Annotated in this window: 12 protein-coding genes; 3 read left to right on the plus strand and 9 right to left on the minus strand. The window is 71.5% G+C overall.

All coding sequences use genetic code 11. The features are described from left to right. Positions 1-25: 25 nt before the first annotated feature. The 6 genes from ACQEVJ_RS05010 to ACQEVJ_RS05035 form a co-directional block, all read right to left on the minus strand. Positions 26-1,417, minus strand: coding sequence for a class II fumarate hydratase (locus ACQEVJ_RS05010; protein WP_433097634.1), 1,392 nt, complete (start codon positions 1,415-1,417; stop codon positions 26-28). 62 nt (positions 1,418-1,479) lie between these two features. After that, positions 1,480-4,329, minus strand: a complete 2,850-nt coding sequence (locus ACQEVJ_RS05015) for an NACHT domain-containing protein (RefSeq protein ID WP_433097636.1) — start codon at positions 4,327-4,329, stop codon at positions 1,480-1,482. A 249-nt stretch (positions 4,330-4,578) separates the two neighbouring features. Beyond that, positions 4,579-6,072: a serine/threonine-protein kinase gene (locus tag ACQEVJ_RS05020; RefSeq protein ID WP_433097638.1), complete on the minus strand. Its 1,494-nt coding sequence runs from the start codon at positions 6,070-6,072 to the stop codon at positions 4,579-4,581. A gap of 42 nt (positions 6,073-6,114) precedes the next feature. Then, positions 6,115-7,578 carry a serine/threonine-protein kinase gene (locus ACQEVJ_RS05025; RefSeq protein ID WP_433097640.1) on the minus strand — a complete coding sequence of 488 codons (1,464 nt, stop codon included), beginning with the start codon at positions 7,576-7,578 and terminating at the stop codon, positions 6,115-6,117. Positions 7,579-7,677: 99 nt separating this feature from the next. Next, complete coding sequence (locus ACQEVJ_RS05030) at positions 7,678-9,330, minus strand: fumarate hydratase (protein ID WP_433097642.1); 1,653 nt, start codon at positions 9,328-9,330, stop codon at positions 7,678-7,680. A gap of 300 nt (positions 9,331-9,630) precedes the next feature. Then, positions 9,631-10,554 carry a DMT family transporter gene (locus tag ACQEVJ_RS05035; RefSeq protein WP_433097644.1) on the minus strand — a complete coding sequence of 308 codons (924 nt, stop codon included), beginning with the start codon at positions 10,552-10,554 and terminating at the stop codon, positions 9,631-9,633. A 67-nt stretch (positions 10,555-10,621) separates the two neighbouring features. Between ACQEVJ_RS05035 and ACQEVJ_RS05040 the strand changes: the two genes are divergently transcribed. Next, positions 10,622-12,010 (plus strand): PLP-dependent aminotransferase family protein, encoded by a 1,389-nt coding sequence (locus tag ACQEVJ_RS05040; protein ID WP_433097646.1) that lies wholly within the window; start codon positions 10,622-10,624, stop codon positions 12,008-12,010. Here the strand turns inward: ACQEVJ_RS05040 and ACQEVJ_RS05045 are convergent. After that, positions 12,000-13,223, minus strand: a complete 1,224-nt coding sequence (locus ACQEVJ_RS05045) for an MFS transporter (protein WP_433097648.1) — start codon at positions 13,221-13,223, stop codon at positions 12,000-12,002. The two genes, ACQEVJ_RS05040 and ACQEVJ_RS05045, sit on opposite strands and share 11 nt — an antisense overlap. 83 nt (positions 13,224-13,306) lie before the next feature. Next, positions 13,307-15,697 (minus strand): ATP-binding protein, encoded by a 2,391-nt coding sequence (locus ACQEVJ_RS05050; protein WP_433097650.1) that lies wholly within the window; start codon positions 15,695-15,697, stop codon positions 13,307-13,309. A gap of 92 nt (positions 15,698-15,789) precedes the next feature. Here ACQEVJ_RS05050 and ACQEVJ_RS05055 point away from each other — a divergent pair, with 92 nt between their 5' ends. Continuing rightward, a complete protein-coding gene (locus ACQEVJ_RS05055; protein ID WP_433097652.1) occupies positions 15,790-16,443 on the plus strand; it encodes a DUF1707 SHOCT-like domain-containing protein in 654 nt (217 codons plus the stop codon). Here the strand turns inward: ACQEVJ_RS05055 and glpX are convergent. Beyond that, on the minus strand, positions 16,440-17,468 hold the full coding sequence (glpX, locus tag ACQEVJ_RS05060; protein ID WP_433097654.1) for a class II fructose-bisphosphatase: 1,029 nt from the start codon (positions 17,466-17,468) through the stop codon (positions 16,440-16,442). The genes ACQEVJ_RS05055 and glpX overlap by 4 nt on opposite strands. 146 nt (positions 17,469-17,614) lie before the next feature. Here glpX and ACQEVJ_RS05065 point away from each other — a divergent pair, with 146 nt between their 5' ends. Then, positions 17,615-18,208 carry a TetR/AcrR family transcriptional regulator gene (locus tag ACQEVJ_RS05065; RefSeq protein ID WP_433097656.1) on the plus strand — a complete coding sequence of 198 codons (594 nt, stop codon included), beginning with the start codon at positions 17,615-17,617 and terminating at the stop codon, positions 18,206-18,208. Positions 18,209-18,231 lie beyond the last annotated feature (23 nt).

Below are 18,231 nucleotides of genomic sequence, written 5' to 3' on the forward strand. Positions count from 1 at the left end.
GCCGGCGACATAGATGCATGCCTTCCTATGTGGGGCGGGTCATCGACAGCACGTCCAGCGCCTGGTCGAGCTGCTCCTCGGTCAGCGCGCCGCTCGCCACGTGGCCGCGCTCGATGACGACCTCCCGGATCGTCTTGCGCTCCTTCAGCGCCTGCTTGGTGATCTTGGCGGCCTCCTCGTACCCCACGTACCGGTTGAGCGGGGTGACGATCGAGGGCGACGACTCGGCGTACTCGCGCAGGCGTTCCACGTTGGCGGTGATCCCGCTGACGCACCGGTCGGCGAGCAGTCGCGACACGTTGGCCAGCAGCCGGATCGACTCCAGCACGTTGCGGGCCATCACCGGCAGCATCACGTTGAGCTCGAACGACCCCGAGGCCCCGGCCATCGTGATCGCGGCGTCGTTGCCCACGACCTGCGCGGCAACCATCGTGACGGCCTCCGGGATCACCGGGTTGACCTTCCCCGGCATGATCGACGAGCCCGGCTGCAGGTCGGGCAGGTTGATCTCGGCCAGCCCCGCGCGCGGGCCGGATCCCATCCAGCGCAGGTCGTTGGCGATCTTGTTGAGCGAGGCGGCGATCACCTTGAGCATGCCCGACAGCTCGACCAGTCCGTCACGCGCGCCCTGCGCCTCGAAATGGTCCCTGGCCTCGGTGAACGGCAGGCCGGTCGTCCGGCTCAGCTCGGCGATCACGGACTGCGCCCAGCCGGGGCCCGGCACGTTCACGCCGGTACCCACGGCCGTGCCGCCCAGCGGCAGCTCGGCCAGGCGCGGCAGCGCCGCCTGGAGCCGTTCGAGTGCCAGCTCGATCTGGGTGGAGTAGCCGCCGAACTCCTGGCCGAGCGTGACCGGCGTCGCGTCCATGAGATGCGTGCGGCCCGACTTCACCACGTCGGCGAACTCGGTCGCCTTCTCCTCCAGCGCGGTCGCCAGGTGCTCCAGCGCGGGCGTCAGCTCGTGCACCACGGCGTACGTCGCCGCGACGTGGATGGAGGACGGGAAGACGTCGTTGGACGACTGGGCGGCGTTGACGTGGTCGTTCGGGTGGACGGCCCGGCCGAGCCGCTCCTGCGCCAGCGTCGCGACGACCTCGTTCATGTTCATGTTCGACGAGGTGCCGGAGCCGGTCTGGAAGACGTCCACCGGGAACTGGTCGTCCCAGCGTCCCCCGGCGACCTCTTCGGCCGCATCCTGGATGGCCTGCGCCATGTCCTTGTCGATGACGCCGTACTCGGCGTTGACCTTCGCGCAGGCGGCCTTGATGCGGGCGAGCGCCGCGATGTGCGCCGGCTCGAGCCCCCGGCCGGACACCGGGAAGTTCTCCACCGCCCGCTGCGTCTGGGCCCGCCACTTGGCACGGGCGGGCACCCGGACCTCGCCCATGGAGTCGTGCTCGATGCGGAATTCGTCCATGCCTCAGTCCTTCAGGGTCTTCCTACGGCACGTTCCTGCCCGGATCCGCGCCTTCTGAACGGTCAGTCTCCGACCACCGCGTCAGGCAACTCCGACCCCGTCACTTCCCGGAAGACCGCCGCCACTCCTTCCGGATCGATGTGGTAGGCGTCACGCAGGCATAGCAAGATCATATCGGCCGTTGTCTCAGGTCTTTCCGACAGCCGCCATGCCTCGGCCAGTGACCGGGCGTTCTCCTTCGACTCGTAGTGATTGGGCAGGTAGGTCACATCGATCAGGAGATACTGCGCCATGATCGGTCGCTCGGCGGCGGAGGCCAGCCTGTCGAGCCGGGGGTTGCCGAGGAAGTGGATCATGTTGAGTGTGTGCGGGCCCGGCAGGGGCCGGGGCGTCTTCTCAGACCACCAGAGCCGGAAGCCGCCCACTCGCTGGTACTCGGCGTTGCCGATGTACCGGACAACCAGGTCATGTTCCCTTCTATCGACCTGGAAATGCCGCGTCAGACTGCTGAAGGCGTCCTCGCTCAGCCGCGCGTACCAGAGGGACGTCAGGTAAGGCCAGGCGTGGGTGGGCTGCCTCTCGTCGGGGAACAGCTCGCCCGCGCTGATGCCGTCGGCGGTGAGGGAGGCGAGGATCACGAGGTTGGCCGTGTAGCAGGCGTACCGCGTGATGAACGTCGACTTCTTCGGGCGGTAATCGGCGTAGCTCTGGTCGGTGCGGGTCTCGGCGGCGTGCAGCAGGCGGACGAGCAGGTCGACGGTGGGCTCGCGGTCGAGGGTGGGCAGCAGGTCGCGGAGGAACTCCACGATCGGCTGCCGCTCGGTCAGCACTGAGAACGACAGCAGCGCGTGGAGGAGCCCATCGTCCGGCTGCGGGGGAGCGAAGAACGGATCGGCCGCGGCCGCCGTCTCGCGGGCGACCATGCTCCGCAGCACGTCGCGCACTATCCGGGCGACCAGGTACTCACCGAAGGTGGCGTGCAGGAACTCGTACGTCGCCAGCGTGGCGTTGTCCCGGACAGCGGACGCCTGGTGGACGAAGAAGAACTTCCCGATCACCCGGTCGGCTCGGGAGAGGGGTGCCTGGAAGCTCGTGGTCTGACTTGGGGGCGCCGGGAGCAGCGCGGCGAGGTCGCCGTTGAGGTCCTCGGTCGTGACCCATTGCCTGCCCCGGTTGAACATCGCGATCGCCGCGACGGCCAGGGCGCGCAACTCCAACTCCACGGCCTGCGCCGCCGCCGTCTCCGGCAGCCCGGGCTCATGCTTGTCCACCTCCCGGCGGGCGAAGCGGGTCAGCAGCCGCTCGTACAGCTCCGCCTGGCTGAGCCCGGTCTCGCCGCGCTGCAGGGCGTTGGCGTCCGCGTCGTACAACGCGAGCATCAGCAGCAGCAGTGGCTGCGACGCCAGGTCGCCGTGCGCCTGCGCCGTCTCCGGCGGTAGCGGCTTCAGGCCATGCGCGGTGAAGTAGTCGTGGTTCGCGGCGTTCCACACCGTCAGCCAGCGGCGGACCTGCTCCTCCTTGAAGGGTTCGAGCCGGATCGTCAGGCATCCCGGCGGGAAGCGCATCCGGTCGGCGACAGCCGTGCGCGTGGTCACGAGCACGACCGCCGGGCGGCCCAGCTCCGCCTCCCGGCGTTGGAAGTCGGCCACCCGGCTCAGGTAGTCGGACCGGTGGACGCCCGTGGCCTGCAACAGCTCGTCCAGCCCGTCCAGCATGATCACGGGGAGGGCGCCCTCGGCAGACCGCGTCAGGCCGGGCCAGCTGACGTGCTCACCGGTGGCCTCCCGCACCGCGACCTCGATTTGCTCCTGGATCGTCCCGTCGGCCGGCACCTCCCGCAGCGGCACCCGCACCGGGAGATAGTCGCCGTCCGGGAGGCGACCGGCCAGGATCTTGGTGAGCACGGACTTGCCGGCGCCGGGCTGGCCGAGCACGACCAGCGGCATCCTGGTGGCCTCGGGCGAGGTGAAGTAGCGGGCCAGGAAGCCTGCGATGTCGTCGCTCGGCTCCCTCTGGTCCCACCACCATTCGGCGCTCGGATCGGCCTGCTCGCCATACTCGGCCAGCCGGAAATCGGGGTTCACGTACGCCTCGACGAGGGTGGGCATGCGCATGCCCGGGGGGACCTCACCGGACTGCGCGATGGGCCGGTCGAGCACGGCCCGATGGGCGCGCGACAGCGTGTGCCCATGCCCTGGCGTCTTGGTGCGGGAGGCGACCTCGGTGAGCAGCGCCTCCAGTTCGCCCAGGCCGGTGTCGACCCGCTGCCGGAAAATCATGTCCTGCCACAGTGCGAACTCGGGGATGTCCAGAGCCAGCCGCCGGTGCAGTTCCTCGTACTTCTGGCAGGCGGCCTCGGGCAGCTGATTCTCGATGGCCGTCTTGGCGCGAGCCCATTCGGTCTCGTCCAGCCGGTCCCGGACCGCCAGCCCGGAGACGAACCTGATCAGCGCCGCCGCCAGTTCGCCGTAGTAACCCCTGATCGCGTCGAGCATGTCGGGGTACGGCTGATTGGCCCGGAAACCGGCCGGCTCGATCGTCATGAGCGTGTTGACGAACCACTTGTGTCGCCGGCCGGATCCGGTCAGCGCCGCCTGATCGTCCCGGGTGAAACGCAGTTCCTTCGGATCGAACGGCAGGCGCAGCTCGTCGAGGGCCTCGAAGAATGCCGCCACGACGAGGACGGCCTGGGCCGCCTCCAGCCGGGCTGTGCGGTCGTATCGGTTCAGACCCGTCAGCCGATCGCGCAGCCTGCCGGTCACGTCGGCAGCCAGTCGCGCGGCCTCGTCCTTGACGTCGAACAGGGACAGGACCGGCACGGCGCCGACGAGGGTGCCGGTGAGGACCTTCGCGACCGTGCTCTCCTGTCCGAGCAGGCCGACCGCGTCGGCGTAGCTGATCCCTTTGCGCACCGGTCACTCCAGGGGGACACCGAAGGTATTCGTGACCTTGCTAGCAGTGTCCGGACGCCCGGCGCAACACTCGCCAGTCCGCCGTCCACCGTTCACCGGGAGCGAGGGAGCGGAGCGGAAGGGAGCGAGGACCGCAGCGAAGGCCCAGCGGAGCGGGCTTCGCGAGGACCGGAGTTTCCTTCCGGCGCAGTGACCGACCCGGCCAGAGCTCGTGGACACCTCGCTGGCGGTGTCCGGACGTCGCAACAATCACTTGGCGAAGATGAAGACGCCCAAGAGGATCAGCACGAGGACGCCGACGAGCACGATCCCCATCGTCACGAGCACCCGGACCCGCGTCCCGGAGTCGGGGCCGGCGGGACTTTGCATCGCGAACAGGTCCGTGCCCAGGCTGGGCGGCCTCCCCGGGACGCCGTCCCCGGGCTGGAAGGAGCCGGGGTGCGGCGGGACGGGCGGCCCGGCGGGAGGCCCGGCGGGAAGCCCCGGCATGACGGGCACGGGGCGGTTCTCGGCGACGGGGCCGGGCGGCGGGGGCATCGCGGGTCCCCGGCCGGGCAGCCGCCCGGGCACCGTGGTGCTGTGCCTGTCCGAGGCGTCGGAGACGTGCTCGGGCGCGCCTGTGACACCGCTCCGGGGCCCGCCCGGAGGCGGAGAAGGGAGGCGGAGGCCTCCTGCGGGGCGGGGGACGACCATCGTGCGGTTGGCGTCGTCCTCGTCGTCTCCGGTCATGTTCCCTCCGGTGGATCGGGTGGCGGCCGCCGCGGCGGCCGGGGTGCTGCCGCGAGACTCCGCGGCGTGGGACCGGTCGGCCGGGCCGTTCCCGTCGGGGCGGGCCTTCGCATCGCCCGCGGAAGCCCCAGCGGGCGCAGGGGACGCGGGGGGTGCCGGCGGCGCAGGGGGCACAGCGGGAATGGCGCCCGTGGGGGTGTCGGCGATGATGCGCAGCATCGCGGTGGCGCGCTCCGGCGAGAGGCGCGCGGTGTGGTCCTTCTCCAGCAGCCCGTCAAGGACCGGCCGCAGCGGCCCGGCCTGCGCGGGCGGGTCGGCCTTCTCCGTCATCAACGCGGCCAGCGTCTCGCCCACGGTCGACCGTTCGTACGCCGGCCGTCCCTCGACGGCGAAGTACAGCGTCGCGCCGAGCGACCACAGGTCGGACTCGGGGCCGGTGTAATCGCCCCGGGCCCGCTCCGGGGCGGTGTATCCCGGCGAGCCGATCACCATGCCGGTCTGGGTGAGCGCGTGGTCGCCCAGCGCCTTGGCGATGCCGAAGTCGGTCAGCACGACTCTGCCCGTCTCGGTCAGCAGCACGTTCGCCGGTTTGACGTCACGGTGCAGGATGTCCTGGGCGTGGGCCGCGCGCAGCGCGCCGAGCAGGTCGTAGCCGATCTCGGCCACCAGACGCGGCGGCAGCGGCCCCTCCTCGTCGATCACCTGTTCCAGCGAGCGCCCCTCGACCAGCTCCATGATGATCCACGGGATGCCGTCGGACACGATCACGTCGTGGATGGTGGCGACGGAGGGATGGCTGACGCGCGCCGCCATGCGACCCTCGCGCATCATGCGTTCGCGCAGCTCCTGCCGTTGCCGGGGGCTGAGCGAGGGGTCCTGGCGGATCTCTTTGACCGCGATCTCCCGGCCCAGCGACCGGTCGTACGCCCGCCAGACGGTGCCCATGGTTCCCCGGCCGATGCGGCTGCGCAGCTCGTAGCGGTCGGCGAGCGGCCGCGGGTGCTGTTCCGGCATATCTAGAAAGATAGCGATTCCACCTTGGAAATCGCTTTCCGGTTACTTGATGAAGATTCTCGGCCAATACCGGCGCGGGAGCAGGATCTTGATCACCTTCGCTACGTGCCGCATCATGGGAATGCGTACGACGTGGTGGAGGGCGGGCTCCGGCGGCTTGCGGTGCAGGCCCTCGCTCGGCCGCCGGCGCTGGGACGGCACGGACGGCATCTCCCGCGAGTAGCCGAAGTCGCGCGGATAGCCTCGGTGGTGGCCGGACTGCCCCAACTGCTGGTGCGGGCCGCTGAATGAGCCGCTGTGTGAGCCACTGTGCCGCAGCTGACCGCTCTGACCGCTCTGACCGCTCTGACCGCTCTGACCGAACTGTCCATACTGTCCGGACTGCCCGGGTTGCCCGCGTGGAGTGAACAGGTCGTACCGCCCCGAGGCGTACAGGTCGTACGCGTGGGACTGGACGGGCTCCCCGGGCCGGTACGGCTGGCCGTACGGCCCCTGCTGGCGGTAGGGCCCGGAGTCGCGGTCGCGTGGGGTCACCTTGGGCGTGGGCCGCGACTCGGCCCGGTGCTGTCCCCGCTGGCTGCGCTGCTGCGGCTTCCGGGTGTCCGGAGCGGCGGGCTGCGGGGCGATGGGCGGCGGCGTGGGCCGGCCGGCCCGGAACGGGGAGACGAACGGGTCCTCGGCCGCGCCTCCGGCCGCGATCCTGGACAGCGCGTGGGCCGCGCGGACGCCGTCGAGCCTGGCCGCGGGGTCGATCTGGAGCAGGCCGCGAAGGACCGGGGCGAGCGGGCCCGCCTTCTCCATGGGGATCGGAGCGCCGCTGGTCAGCGCCGCGAGCGCGGCGGCCGCCGTACGGCGCCCGTGCAGGCCGCGGCCCTCGACGGCGGTGTAGAGGGTTGCGCCCAGCGACCACAGGTCGGCCGCCGGGCTCGCCTTGTCGCCGAGGACGCGTTCCGGGGCGATGTATCCCGCGGAGCCGAGGACGATCCCGGCCTGGGTGATGGAGGCGTCGCCCTCCAGGGCGGCCAGCCCGAAGTCGGTCAGCACCGCCCGGTCGTCGTCGGTCACCAGCACGTTGCTGGGCTTCACGTCCCGGTGCAGGATGCCCTTGGCGTGGACGGCGCGCAGCGCGCCGAGCACCTGCCGGCCGATGTCGGCCACCCGGCGCGGCGGCAGCGGGCCCTCCTGGCGGATCAGCTCCTCCAGCGACCGCGCCCTGAGCAGCTCCATCACGATCCAGGGACGGTCGTCCTCCGTGATGACGTCGAAGACCGTGATGACCGAAGGGTGGGCGACCATGGCGGTCGCCCGGCCCTCGCGTTCGGTGCGCGCGCACAGCTCCGCCCGCAGGTCCTCGTCCAGGACCAGTGGGAGGCGCACCTCCTTGACAGCCACCTCGCGGTCGAGCAGCTCGTCACGCGCGCGCCACACAGTGCCCATCCCGCCGCGCCCGACCGGCTCGATCAGCCGATAGCGCGCGGCTAGCAGGTATCCGGACGGCGCACGCATGGGTGGCAGCTTACCGATTTGTGTAGTGCGACCTGTAGAGACCATGCCGGGAAATTGTTGAGATCTTCTGTCAAAGATCCTGACAACTTCCCCGCAGGGTCAGCGGCGTCCGATGGTCAGGACGGGGCCGGTGGTGTCGGCGAAGAAGTCGTCGCCCTTGTCGTCGACGACGATGAAGGCCGGGAAGTCCACGACCTCGATCTTCCAGACCGCCTCCATGCCCAGCTCCGGATATTCCAGGACCTCGACCTTCTTGATGCAGTCCTGGGCCAGCCGGGCGGCCGGGCCGCCGATCGAACCGAGGTAGAAGCCGCCGTACTTCTGGCACGCCTCGGTGACCTGCTTGGACCGGTTGCCCTTGGCCAGCATCACCATCGAGCCGCCCGCTGCCTGGAAGCGCTCGACGTACGAGTCCATCCGCCCGGCGGTGGTGGGGCCGAAGGAGCCGGACGCGTAACCCTCGGGGGTCTTGGCCGGACCGGCGTAGTAGACGGCGTGGTCCTTCATGTACTGCGGCATGTCCTCGCCGGCGTCCAGCCGTTCGGCGATCTTCGCGTGGGCGATGTCGCGGGCCACGACGAGGGGGCCGGTGAGCGACAGCCGGGTCTTCACCGGATAGTTGCTCAGCTCGGCGAGGATCTCCGGCATCGGGCGGTTGAGGTCGATGCTGACGACATCGCCGCCGAGGTGCTCGTCGGTGGTGTCGGGCAGGAAGCGGGCGGGGTCGGTCTCCAGCTGTTCGAGGAAGACGCCCTCCGGTGTGACCTTCGCGAGCGCCTGCCGGTCGGCGCTGCAGCTCACCGCGATGGCGACCGGGCAGGACGCGCCGTGCCTGGGCAGCCGGATGACGCGTACGTCGTGGCAGAAGTACTTGCCGCCGAACTGCGCGCCTATGCCCAGCTTCTGGGTCAGCTCGAAGACCTTCTTCTCCATCTCCAGGTCGCGGAAGCCGTGCCCGCTCGGGGAGCCCTCGGTGGGGATGGAGTCGAGGTAGCGGGCCGAGGCGTACTTCGCGGTCTTCAGGGCGTACTCCGCGCTGGTGCCGCCCACGACGATCGCCAGGTGGTACGGCGGGCAGGCGGCGGTGCCGAGCGAGCGGATCTTCTCCTCCAGGAAGGCGAGCATCCGCTTCTCGTTGAGCACCGCCTTGGTCTCCTGGTAGAGGAACGACTTGTTGGCCGAGCCGCCGCCCTTGGCCATGAACAGGAACTTGTACTCGTCCGGGTGGCCGTTGGGGTCCTCGGCGTACAGCTCGATCTGCGCCGGCAGGTTGGAGCCGGTGTTCTTCTCGTCCCACATCGTCAGCGGAGCCATCTGCGAGTAGCGCAGGTTGAGCCTGGTGTAGGCGTCGTACACGCCCCGGCTGAGGTGCTCGGCGTCGCGCCCGTCGGTCAGCACGTGCCGGCCGCGCTTGCCCATGACGATCGCGGTGCCCGTGTCCTGGCACATCGGCAGCACGCCGCCGGCCGAGATGCTCGCGTTCTTGAGCAGGTCGAGGGCGACGAAGCGGTCGTTCCCGCTCGACTCGGGGTCGTCGACGATCTTGCGGAGCTGGGCCAGGTGGGACGACCGCAGGTAGTGCGAGATGTCGTGGATCGCGGTCTCGGTGAGCAGCCGCAGAGCCTCCGGCTCGACTTCCAGGAACCTGCGTCCCGCCGCCTCGGTGACCCGCACCCCCTCGGTGGTGATGAGGCGGTACTCCGTCTCGTCCGGTCCAAGCGGGAGCAGGTCGGTGTAGTCGAACTCCGGCATCGTCCTCGGTTCCTCGTGGTCTGCCCGGTCGGGCGCGCCCGCCGCGCGGACCGCCCATGGTCTTTGCACAGCGTACGGCGCGCGGGCCGCGGTCATCATGTCCGGGCTACGAGTAGATTTTGAATAACTTCATACTGAACATCCGTCAAGAAAGCGGGATAATTAAGACATAGGGCGCAGGGGGGGGAGGGGTCATGAACGCCGAAGTATGGGTCATGGTCATCTTCGCGATCGGCATTCTCGTGGCCCTGGCGGTGTCGCTGCTCGTGCTCGTGCTGCGGCAGGTCAAGGAAGGCGACATCACCTGGTGGTCCCCTCGGACGCGAGTGACCTCGCGCGACGAGCCGAGAAATGCCGAGCAGGCGGACGAGAAGAAGGCGAGCGGAGCCCGAGGGCGATCCCGCTGATGACGAGGGCCGCTCCCGCCAGGTCGGCCGGGGAGGGGACGGCGATCCCCAGAAGGGCGGCCGTGGCGAGCGCGCCGACGGGGATCATCCCGGCGAACAGCCCGGCCCGGTCCGCGCCCAGGCGGGGCAGCGAGCGGTACCACAGAAAGAACGCCACGGTCGTCACCACCAGGGCGAGGTAGGCGAGGCCGGCGGTCTCTGCGGCGGTCGGCACGCGCAGCACGTGACGGCCGTCCAGGGCGACGCCGGCGACCAGCAGGAACGGCACCGCGAGCGCGGCCGTCCAGGCCGACAGCCGGACGGGGCCGATCAGCGGCAGCAGCGGCAGGGCGAGCAGCGAGAAGCAGAGCTCGCAGACCAGGGCTCCCAGCGACCACAGCAGTCCGGTCAGGTTGCCGCTGCCTGCGCCGGTCGCCAGCGAGGCTCCGGCGACCACCACCAGACCCGCGGCCACGACGCGCGGGGACGGCCGGGCGCCCGTGAAGATCGGGCCCACGAGGGCGAGCGCAAGCGGCACGGTGCCGAGGACGATGCCGGGCAGCGCGGGCCCGGCCGCCCGGGTCGCCTCGACCACGCAGACGTTGAACAGCACGAGCCCCGTCAGCGACAGCGCGGCGAGCAGTCCCCACTGTCGCGGCCGGAGCCGCACCAGGCCGAGGCCGCGCGCCCGGGCGACGGCGAGCAGGACCACGGCGGCGAGGGCATAGCGGAGCGCCTGACCCCCGTAGACCGGATAGTCCGCGATGACGCCGGAGACGGCCGCCAACGTTCCCACGAGGAACATCGCTCCCGCTGCTCCGGCCACATGAGTGTTCATGTCAGGTGATGCTAGGGACGGCTTGGTCCTGGGCTCTGGTCCAATCGCGGGGCATTAGAGTGGACCAATGGCCGATCTTCATCTCGTGGTCGACAGGGCCGCGGGCGGGCTCGCCGCGCAGATCGCCCGCGGGATGCGCGAGGCCGTCCGGTCCGGGCGGCTCGTCCCGGGCGCCCGGCTGCCCGCCACCCGCGACCTCGCCCGCGATCTCGGCCTGTCGCGCGGCGTCGTCGTCGAGGCGTACGAGCAACTCGTGGCCGAGGGACTCCTCGAATCCAGGACCGGCGCCGGCACCCGGGTCGCGGCGGGGGCCGGGCGGCACGCCGCCGCCGAGCACATCGCGGACGAACCGCACTGCTGGCCCCACTACGGTCACCGGCCCACCTCGCCCGACCTCGGCGCCTTTCCCCGGCAGGCCTGGCTCGCCGCCGTCCGGCACGTCCTGGCCACACTGCCCAACGACGCGTTCGACTACGGCGACCCGGGCGGGGTGCCCGCCCTGCGCCGCGAACTCGCCGCGTACCTCGGCCGGGTGCGCGCGGCGGACACGCCGGCGGACCACGTCATGATCGTGACCGGGGTGGCTCAGGGGCTCAGCCTCGTCGTCCAGGTCCTGGTGCGGGACCGGGGCCGCAGGATCGTCCTGGCCGTCGAGGACCCGACGAGCGGGCGTCAGATACCGCTGCTCCGCCGGGCCGGGGCGGACATCGTCCCCGTGCCCGTCGACGGGGAGGGGATCGTCGTCGAGGCGCTGCCCGGCGACGCCGACGCCGTGGTGGTCACCCCCGCGCACCAGTACCCGACCGGCGTCGTCCTGTCCCCGGCCCGCCGCGCCGCGCTGATCGACTGGGCGGCCCGCACGGGCGCTCTCGTGCTTGAGGACGACTACGACGCGGAGTTCCGCTTCGACTGCGACCCCGTCGGGTGCCTGCAGGGCCTCGCGCCCGACCGGGTCGTGCTCGCCGGCAGCGTGAGCAAGGCCCTCGCCCCGGGACTGCGGCTCGGCTGGATCGCCGCGCCGCCGCGGGTCGCCCGTGCCGTACGGCTCGCGCGCGGGGAGTTCGACCTCGGCTCGCCGGTCATCGACCAGTACACGCTCGCCCACCTCATCGCCGTCGGGGCGTACGACCGGCACCTGCGCCGGATGCGCCGGGAGTACCGGCGGCGCAGGGACGCCCTCGTCGGCGCCCTGGCCGAACACCTGCCCTGGATCACCGCGCGCGGCATCTCGGCGGGACTGCACCTCTACGCCGAGATGAACGACGGGGTGGACGGCGGGGGCGACCCCTCCGGCCTGGCCGAGGCCGCTCGCGCCGCCGGCCTGTCCGCCGAGGTCGTGACGTCGGCCCACGGTTCGCCGGGGCTGGTGATCGGGTTCGCCCGCCTGCCCGCCCACCGCGTCACCGAGGCCGTACGCGCCCTGGCGGGAAACGCCGAGGGGGATGTCAGGGGGTGACGACGGTGGTCGCGGTGGCCGGGTCGGCCGTACGCGGCTGGAAGCCGCGCGCGAGCAGGATGATCGCGGCGGCGAGGACGAGCGGCGCGGCGAAGGCGACGCGGAAGCCGGAGGCGTCGGCGAGGCCGCCGACGAGCGCGGCTCCGACGATGAACCCCACGTAGTTGAACATGTTGACCCGGGCGATCGCCACGCCCGTGCCCGCCGGGTCGAGGCGGCCGGCCGCGGAGAACGACTGCGGGGCGACGACGGACAGGCCGATCCCGGTGAGGGCGAAGCCCGCGATCGCCAGCGGCACCGTCGGCGCCGCCACGATCGCGACGAAGCCCAGCGTCGCGACGGAGCCCCCGGCGCGCACGATGGCCGCCGGGCCCCACCTGCGCACCGCGAAGTCGCCGCCGACGCGCACCAGGAACGTGGTGAGCTGGTAGGCCCCCAGGGCCAGCGGGATCACGGTCGCCGAGGCGTGCAGGACCTTGTCCATGAAGACGGTGCCGAAGTTGGAGACCGACGAGTCGCCGACGTAGAGGAACGCCATCGCGAGGCAGAGGGGGATGATCGGGCGCCACGCGACCCCGGCCGGCCTGCCCGCGCCCGCGCTCTCGTCCTGGACCGCGGCTGCGGGGTGCTCCTCCTCCGGCCGGTAGAGCCAGAGCGAGGAGAGGACGGCGACGGCGGCGGCAGGGACGAGGGCGATCGCGAACGTGACGGGCAGGCCGAGGTCGAGCGTGGCCGCCGCCGAGGCCCACAGCGACCCGATGACCGCCGCCACGCTCCACAGTGCGTGGAACCCGGTGAGCACCGCCCGGCCGTACTCCCGTTCGACCGCGACACCCTGCATGTTCATGCCCGCGTCCACCCCGCCCAGGGAGAGGCCGAACAGGACGTTGGCCGCCACCAGCATGGTGACGTTCGGGGCGAGGCCCGCGAGCACGACGGCGGCGCAGGCGAGCGGCTGCGCCAGGCGCAGGATCAGGCGGCTGCCCCACCGGGACGCGGCGGCTCCGGCGAGCGCGCTCCCGACCCCCGCGATGACCGGGACGACGAGGAGCAGGATGGTCAGCTCGCCGTCGGTCAGGCCGTGCTTCTTCTGCAGGGCCGCCACCTGGGTGAGCAGCGTGGCGAAGGTGAGGCCCTGGACGAAGAACACCGCGAACGTGGCGAGCCGCGCCTGCCGATCGCGAGGAGTGGGCACAGAGTCCTGCGCTGGCATCGTGGGCCTCCACGAACATGAGGGGGGTTCAAGTTTTCGTCAGCGTAGGAGCCGTCACCCGCCCGGTCAATGGGGTGGGCCGGTCAGGACCGGCCGCCTGCCTCGCGTGCGGCCATCCAGGCGGCGATCTGGGCCCTGGAGGCGAAGCCGAGCTTGTCCAGGATGTGCTCGACGTGGCCCTCGACGGTGCGCTGCGAGATGACGAGAGCGGAGGCGATCTCCTTGTTGCTCCGTCCCTGGGCGATCAGCTCGGCGATCTCCCGCTCCCGCCGGGTGAGCGGGGACGGCTCGGCCGCGGAGACCGTCGTCGCGGGGCGCCCGGGCGGCCTGGGCTCGGCCTCCACGACCGTCTCGTCCTGGCGCGTACGCCCGCCCTCGGCCCGGTCCCCGAGCGCCTCCTCGATCGCCTCGTCCGACGTCATCCTGCGGCCCCGGCGCAGCTCCCGGCCGAACGCCTTGTCGCCCATCCTGCTCCGGAGCGTGGCCAGGCAGCTCTCGTGGAACTCGGCGAGCCGCTTGACCCTGGTCGGGGTCAGGCCCATCGTGCGTCCGATCTCCTCGACGGCTCCCAGGAGCCGCGCGGCGTCCGCGTGACGGCCTTTCCTCGTGAGGAGCCAGGCGAGCGTCTGCAGGTTCGTCGCGGTGTTCAGCCGGTCGCCGAAGTCGCGGCCCAGAGCCAGCCCCTCGCGTGCCAGTGCGGTCGCCCGCTCGTCGTCGCCGCACTGCCACAGGTAGATCGCGAAGATCGTCAGGGCCCAGGCCCGGCCGACTCTCTCCCCGTGGCTGCTGGTCAGCTCGATGCTCCGCTCGAACAGCTCCGTCGCGCGCTCGCGGTCGCCGAGCTGGCCCAATGTCGCCGCCAGCGTGGTCAGGGACATCAGTATCCCGGTCTTGTGACCCGCGGCCTCCTGTTCCACGAGGGCCAGGTTCAGCAGTTCGGCGCAGCTCGGGTAGTCGCCCCTGTAGTGCGCCGCCAGCCCGGCGATCAGGGACGCGTGCGCCAGGACCTCCGGATCGCCCAGTTCCTCGGCCAGCGCCCGGCCCTCGTCGAGAAGAGGCAGGCCCGCCGCGGCGTCCCCCTGCGTGAGCGCCATGAAGGCGTCGGAGAGCAGAGCGCGGGCGCGCAGCTCCGTGCGTTCCGGCGCCGCCGCCAGCGTGCGGTCGAGCCAGTGGCGACCCTCGTTGTAGAAGGCGTTGGTCATCCAGTAGGGCTCGCTGAGCAGGGTCGCCATGCGCAGCCCGGCCTCCGCCTCGCCGGGCTCCTGCAGGCAGCAGTCCATCGCGGCGCGGAGGTTCGCCTGCTCCAGGTTCAGCCGCCTGGACCAGGAGAACTGGTCGGGGCCGAACCACTCGGCGGCGGCCTGCCGCACCAGCAGGAGATAGTGGTTCCGGTGCCGCCGCTGGAGCGACCGGCGTTCCGCGGGCCCGCCGAGTCGCTTGCGGCCGAACTCGCGCAGGGTGTCGAGCATCCGGTAGCGGACCACGCCGGCGTGCTCCTCGCGCAGCAGCAGCGACTTGTCCAGCAGCGCGTCGAGCAGGTCGAGCACGTCGTCCCGTTCGATGCCGTCGCCGGTGCACACCGCCTCGACCGCGTCCAGGTCGAAGTGCGAGGGGAAGATCGACAACCGGGTCCACAGCGTCCGCTCGGCGCCGGGCAGCAGCTGGAAACTCCAGTCGACCAGCGCGTGCAGGGTCTGCTGACGCGGCACCGCCGTACTGCTGCCTCCGGTGAGCAGGCGGTAGCGGTCGCGCAGGCGCTCGACGAGCGCGTTCACCGACAGGGCCCGCAGCCGCACCGCGGCGAGCTCGATGGCCAGGGGGATGCCGTCGAGCTGGCGGCACAGCTCGGCGACGGCCGCCTGGTTGTCCTCGGTGACGGTGAAGCCGGGCAGGACCGCGGCCGCCCGTTCCGTCAGCAGACTGATCCCGTCGTACAACTCCAGCGACCTGCGGTTGAGCGGCCGGCCCGGCTCAGGGACGGGCAGCGGCGAGATCTTCATCTGATGCTCGCCGGTGATGCCGAGCGACTGCCGGCTCGTCGCGAGGATGCGCAGCTCGGCAGCCGCGCGCAGGAGCCGGTCGGCGAGCACGGCGCAGGCGTCACGCAGGTGCTCGCAGTTGTCCAGCACGAGCAGGGTCCGCTGCGACGACAGCACCTGCTCCAGCGCGTCAACCGGGCCGGCCGCCGACTCGTCCCGCACGCCCATGGTCGCCGCCACCGTCTCCACCACGAGCTCGGGGTCGGTGACGGTGCTCAGGTCCACCAGGCAGACGCTGTCGAACGCGCGGCGCTGCTCGGCGGCCGCCCGCAGGGCCAGCCGGGTCTTGCCGACGCCGCCCACCCCCGTGAGGGTCACCAGGCGCGACGCCGAGAGCAGCCGCCTGATCTCGGCCAGCTCACGCCTCCGGCCGACGAAACTCGTAAGATCGGCCGGAAGGTTGCCGACCTGCCGTGTCACCGCCCCCGCGACCACCTCCTCACGCTAAGGGCCCTGAAGTCCCTGGTCAACGTCGGGCGTCGCGTCGCATGGTGACCGCCGGGCGGGGAGCGCATACTCTCGATGGTGTGAGCAGCAGCGAGCCCTCAGCCGTGAAGTGGATCTCCGCCTTCCTCTCGCCGCGCACCCCGGACACGCCGGACCCCTCCCTGCTGCGGGCCTCCGACGCCGACCGGGAGCGGATCGTCGCGGTGCTCGTGGACGCCGTCACCGACGGGCGGCTCACGCCGCTGGAGCACGAGGAACGGGTGGAGCGTGTCTGGGCCGCCCGGACCCTCGGCGAGCTGGCCGAGCTGACCGTGGACCTGTTGCCGCCGGAGAGCCAGCCGTTCCGGGTGGACAGCCGTCCCGTCACCGCCTTCTTCCGTACGGAGACCCGCGGCGGCCGGTGGGTCGTGCCCTCGCAGGTGCCGGTGACGTCCCTGGGCGGCACGGTCTCGATCGACCTGTGCGAGGCGCTGCTCCAGTCGCGGCACGTGGTGGTGCAGCTCGCCGTCATGGCCGGCACGATCACGCTGACGGTCCCCGAGGGCGTGCGGATCGTGACCGCCCCGGACGCCCGCGTCCGGTCGCTCAAGAACGAGGTGCGGCTCCCGCCGGGCGCGACCGGCTTCGCGCCGGACGCGCCCGTGATCGAGCTCGCCGGGTTCGTCTTCGGCGGCAAGGTCGTCGCCCGGTCGCCGAAGCGCCCCCGCCCCCGCCGCCGCCTGTTCGGCCTCTAGACGGCTGTGTCGAAGTTGATGGCGCTGTAGGCGCCGAGCTTCCAGAGCTGGTGCTCGCTCTCGATCTTGCGGATCGTGCCCGACCGTCCCCGCATGACGAGGGAGTGCGTCACCGCCGCGCCGCCCTGGAACCGCACGCCGTGCATCAGCTCGCCGTCGGTGATTCCGGTCGCGGCGAAGAACACGTCGTCGGAGCGTACGAGGTCATCGGTGGTGAGCACCTGGCCGAGGTCGAGCCCGGCGTCGAGGGCCTTGCGGCGCTCCTCCTCGTCGCGCGGCCACAGCTTGCCCTGGATGACGCCGCCCATGCACTTGAGTGCGCAGGCGGCGACGATGCCCTCGGGCGTGCCGCCGATGCCGAGCATCAGGTCGACACCGGTGCCGTTGCGCGCCGCCATGATCGCGCCGGCCACGTCGCCGTCGGTGATGAAGCGGATCCGGGCGCCGGTCTCCCGGATCTCCTTGACGATCCGCTCGTGCCGGGGCCGGTCCAGGATCACCACGGTGACGTCGGACGGCTTGGCGCCCTTGGCCCGCGCCACGGCGCGGATGTTGTCGCCCACCGGGGCGTCGATGTCCACATGCTCGGCCGCCTGCGGGCCCGTGACGAGCTTCTCCATGTAGAAGACCGCGGACGGGTCGTACATGGAGCCGCGCTCGCTGACCGCGATCACGGAGATCGCGTTGTTCATGCCGAGCGCGCACAGCCGGGTGCCGTCGATCGGGTCCACGGCGACGTCGCATCCGGGGCCGGTCCCGTCGCCGACCTCCTCGCCGTTGTACAGCATCGGGGCGTTGTCCTTCTCGCCCTCGCCGATCACCACGACGCCCTTCATCGAGACCGTGTTGATCAGTTGGCGCATGGCGTTCACGGCGGCTCCGTCCGCCCCGTTCTTGTCGCCGCGTCCCACCCAGCGAGCGGCCGCCATCGACGCCGCCTCGGTCACCCTGACCAGTTCCAGAGCCAGGTTGCGGTCGGGTGCGCGTTCCCCCGTCGCCAGAGCGGCCGGTACGTGATCAGCCATTGATCCCCTTTTAGGTAGGTGCCGTTCTAGCGATCGTAGTTCGCGAAGCCGTTCTTGTCCGATTGGTCTGAACCTGTTGGGCCAGGTAGGAGGCCATTTGCGGTAGCGGACCCCCGGAACGGACGGGTCGGGGATATCGTCGCCGCATGAGCGGCGACACCGAACGACCAGTGACGATGCGCACGTCGGAGCGCGGCGCGGCGACCCGGCAAGCTCTCCTGGACGCCGCGAAGGAGACGTTCATCACGAGCGGCTTCGCCGAGGCGGGCGTCACCGACGTCGTGGCCAAGGCCGGCGCCAGCGTCGGCAGCCTGTACCACCACTTCTCCGGCAAGGCCGACCTCTACCTGACGCTGTTCGAGGAGTTCCAGAAGCGGCAGACCCAGCGCACCCGGCAGGCCGTGCAGGAGGCCAGGGCGGCCGGGGAGACCGACCCGATGCCCCAGTTCCTCGCCGCCGCGCGGGCCTACTTGGAGGGCTGTCTCACCGAGCGCGACCTCGCCGCGCTCTTCCTGCGTGGCGACGCCCCGCCCGGGTTCGAGGTCATCATGCGCGACCGCCTCCGGCAGTGGGCCAGGCGCACCGCGGCGCTTTTCGAGCACGAGGACGCCTTGGTCGTCGTCGTCACCGGCGCCCTGGCGGCCGTCGTGCAGGAGGTCACGCTGTCCGACGACCCGGAGCAGGCCCGGAGGATGGCCGAGGACGCTCTTCGCATCATCGGCGATATTCGGCACCCGTGACGGCCGGTACGGCCACCGCCCGC

It is taken from the genome of Microbispora sp. CA-102843 (assembly GCF_050936215.1).
In the GTDB taxonomy this organism is placed as follows: Bacteria; Actinomycetota; Actinomycetes; order Streptosporangiales; family Streptosporangiaceae; genus Microbispora.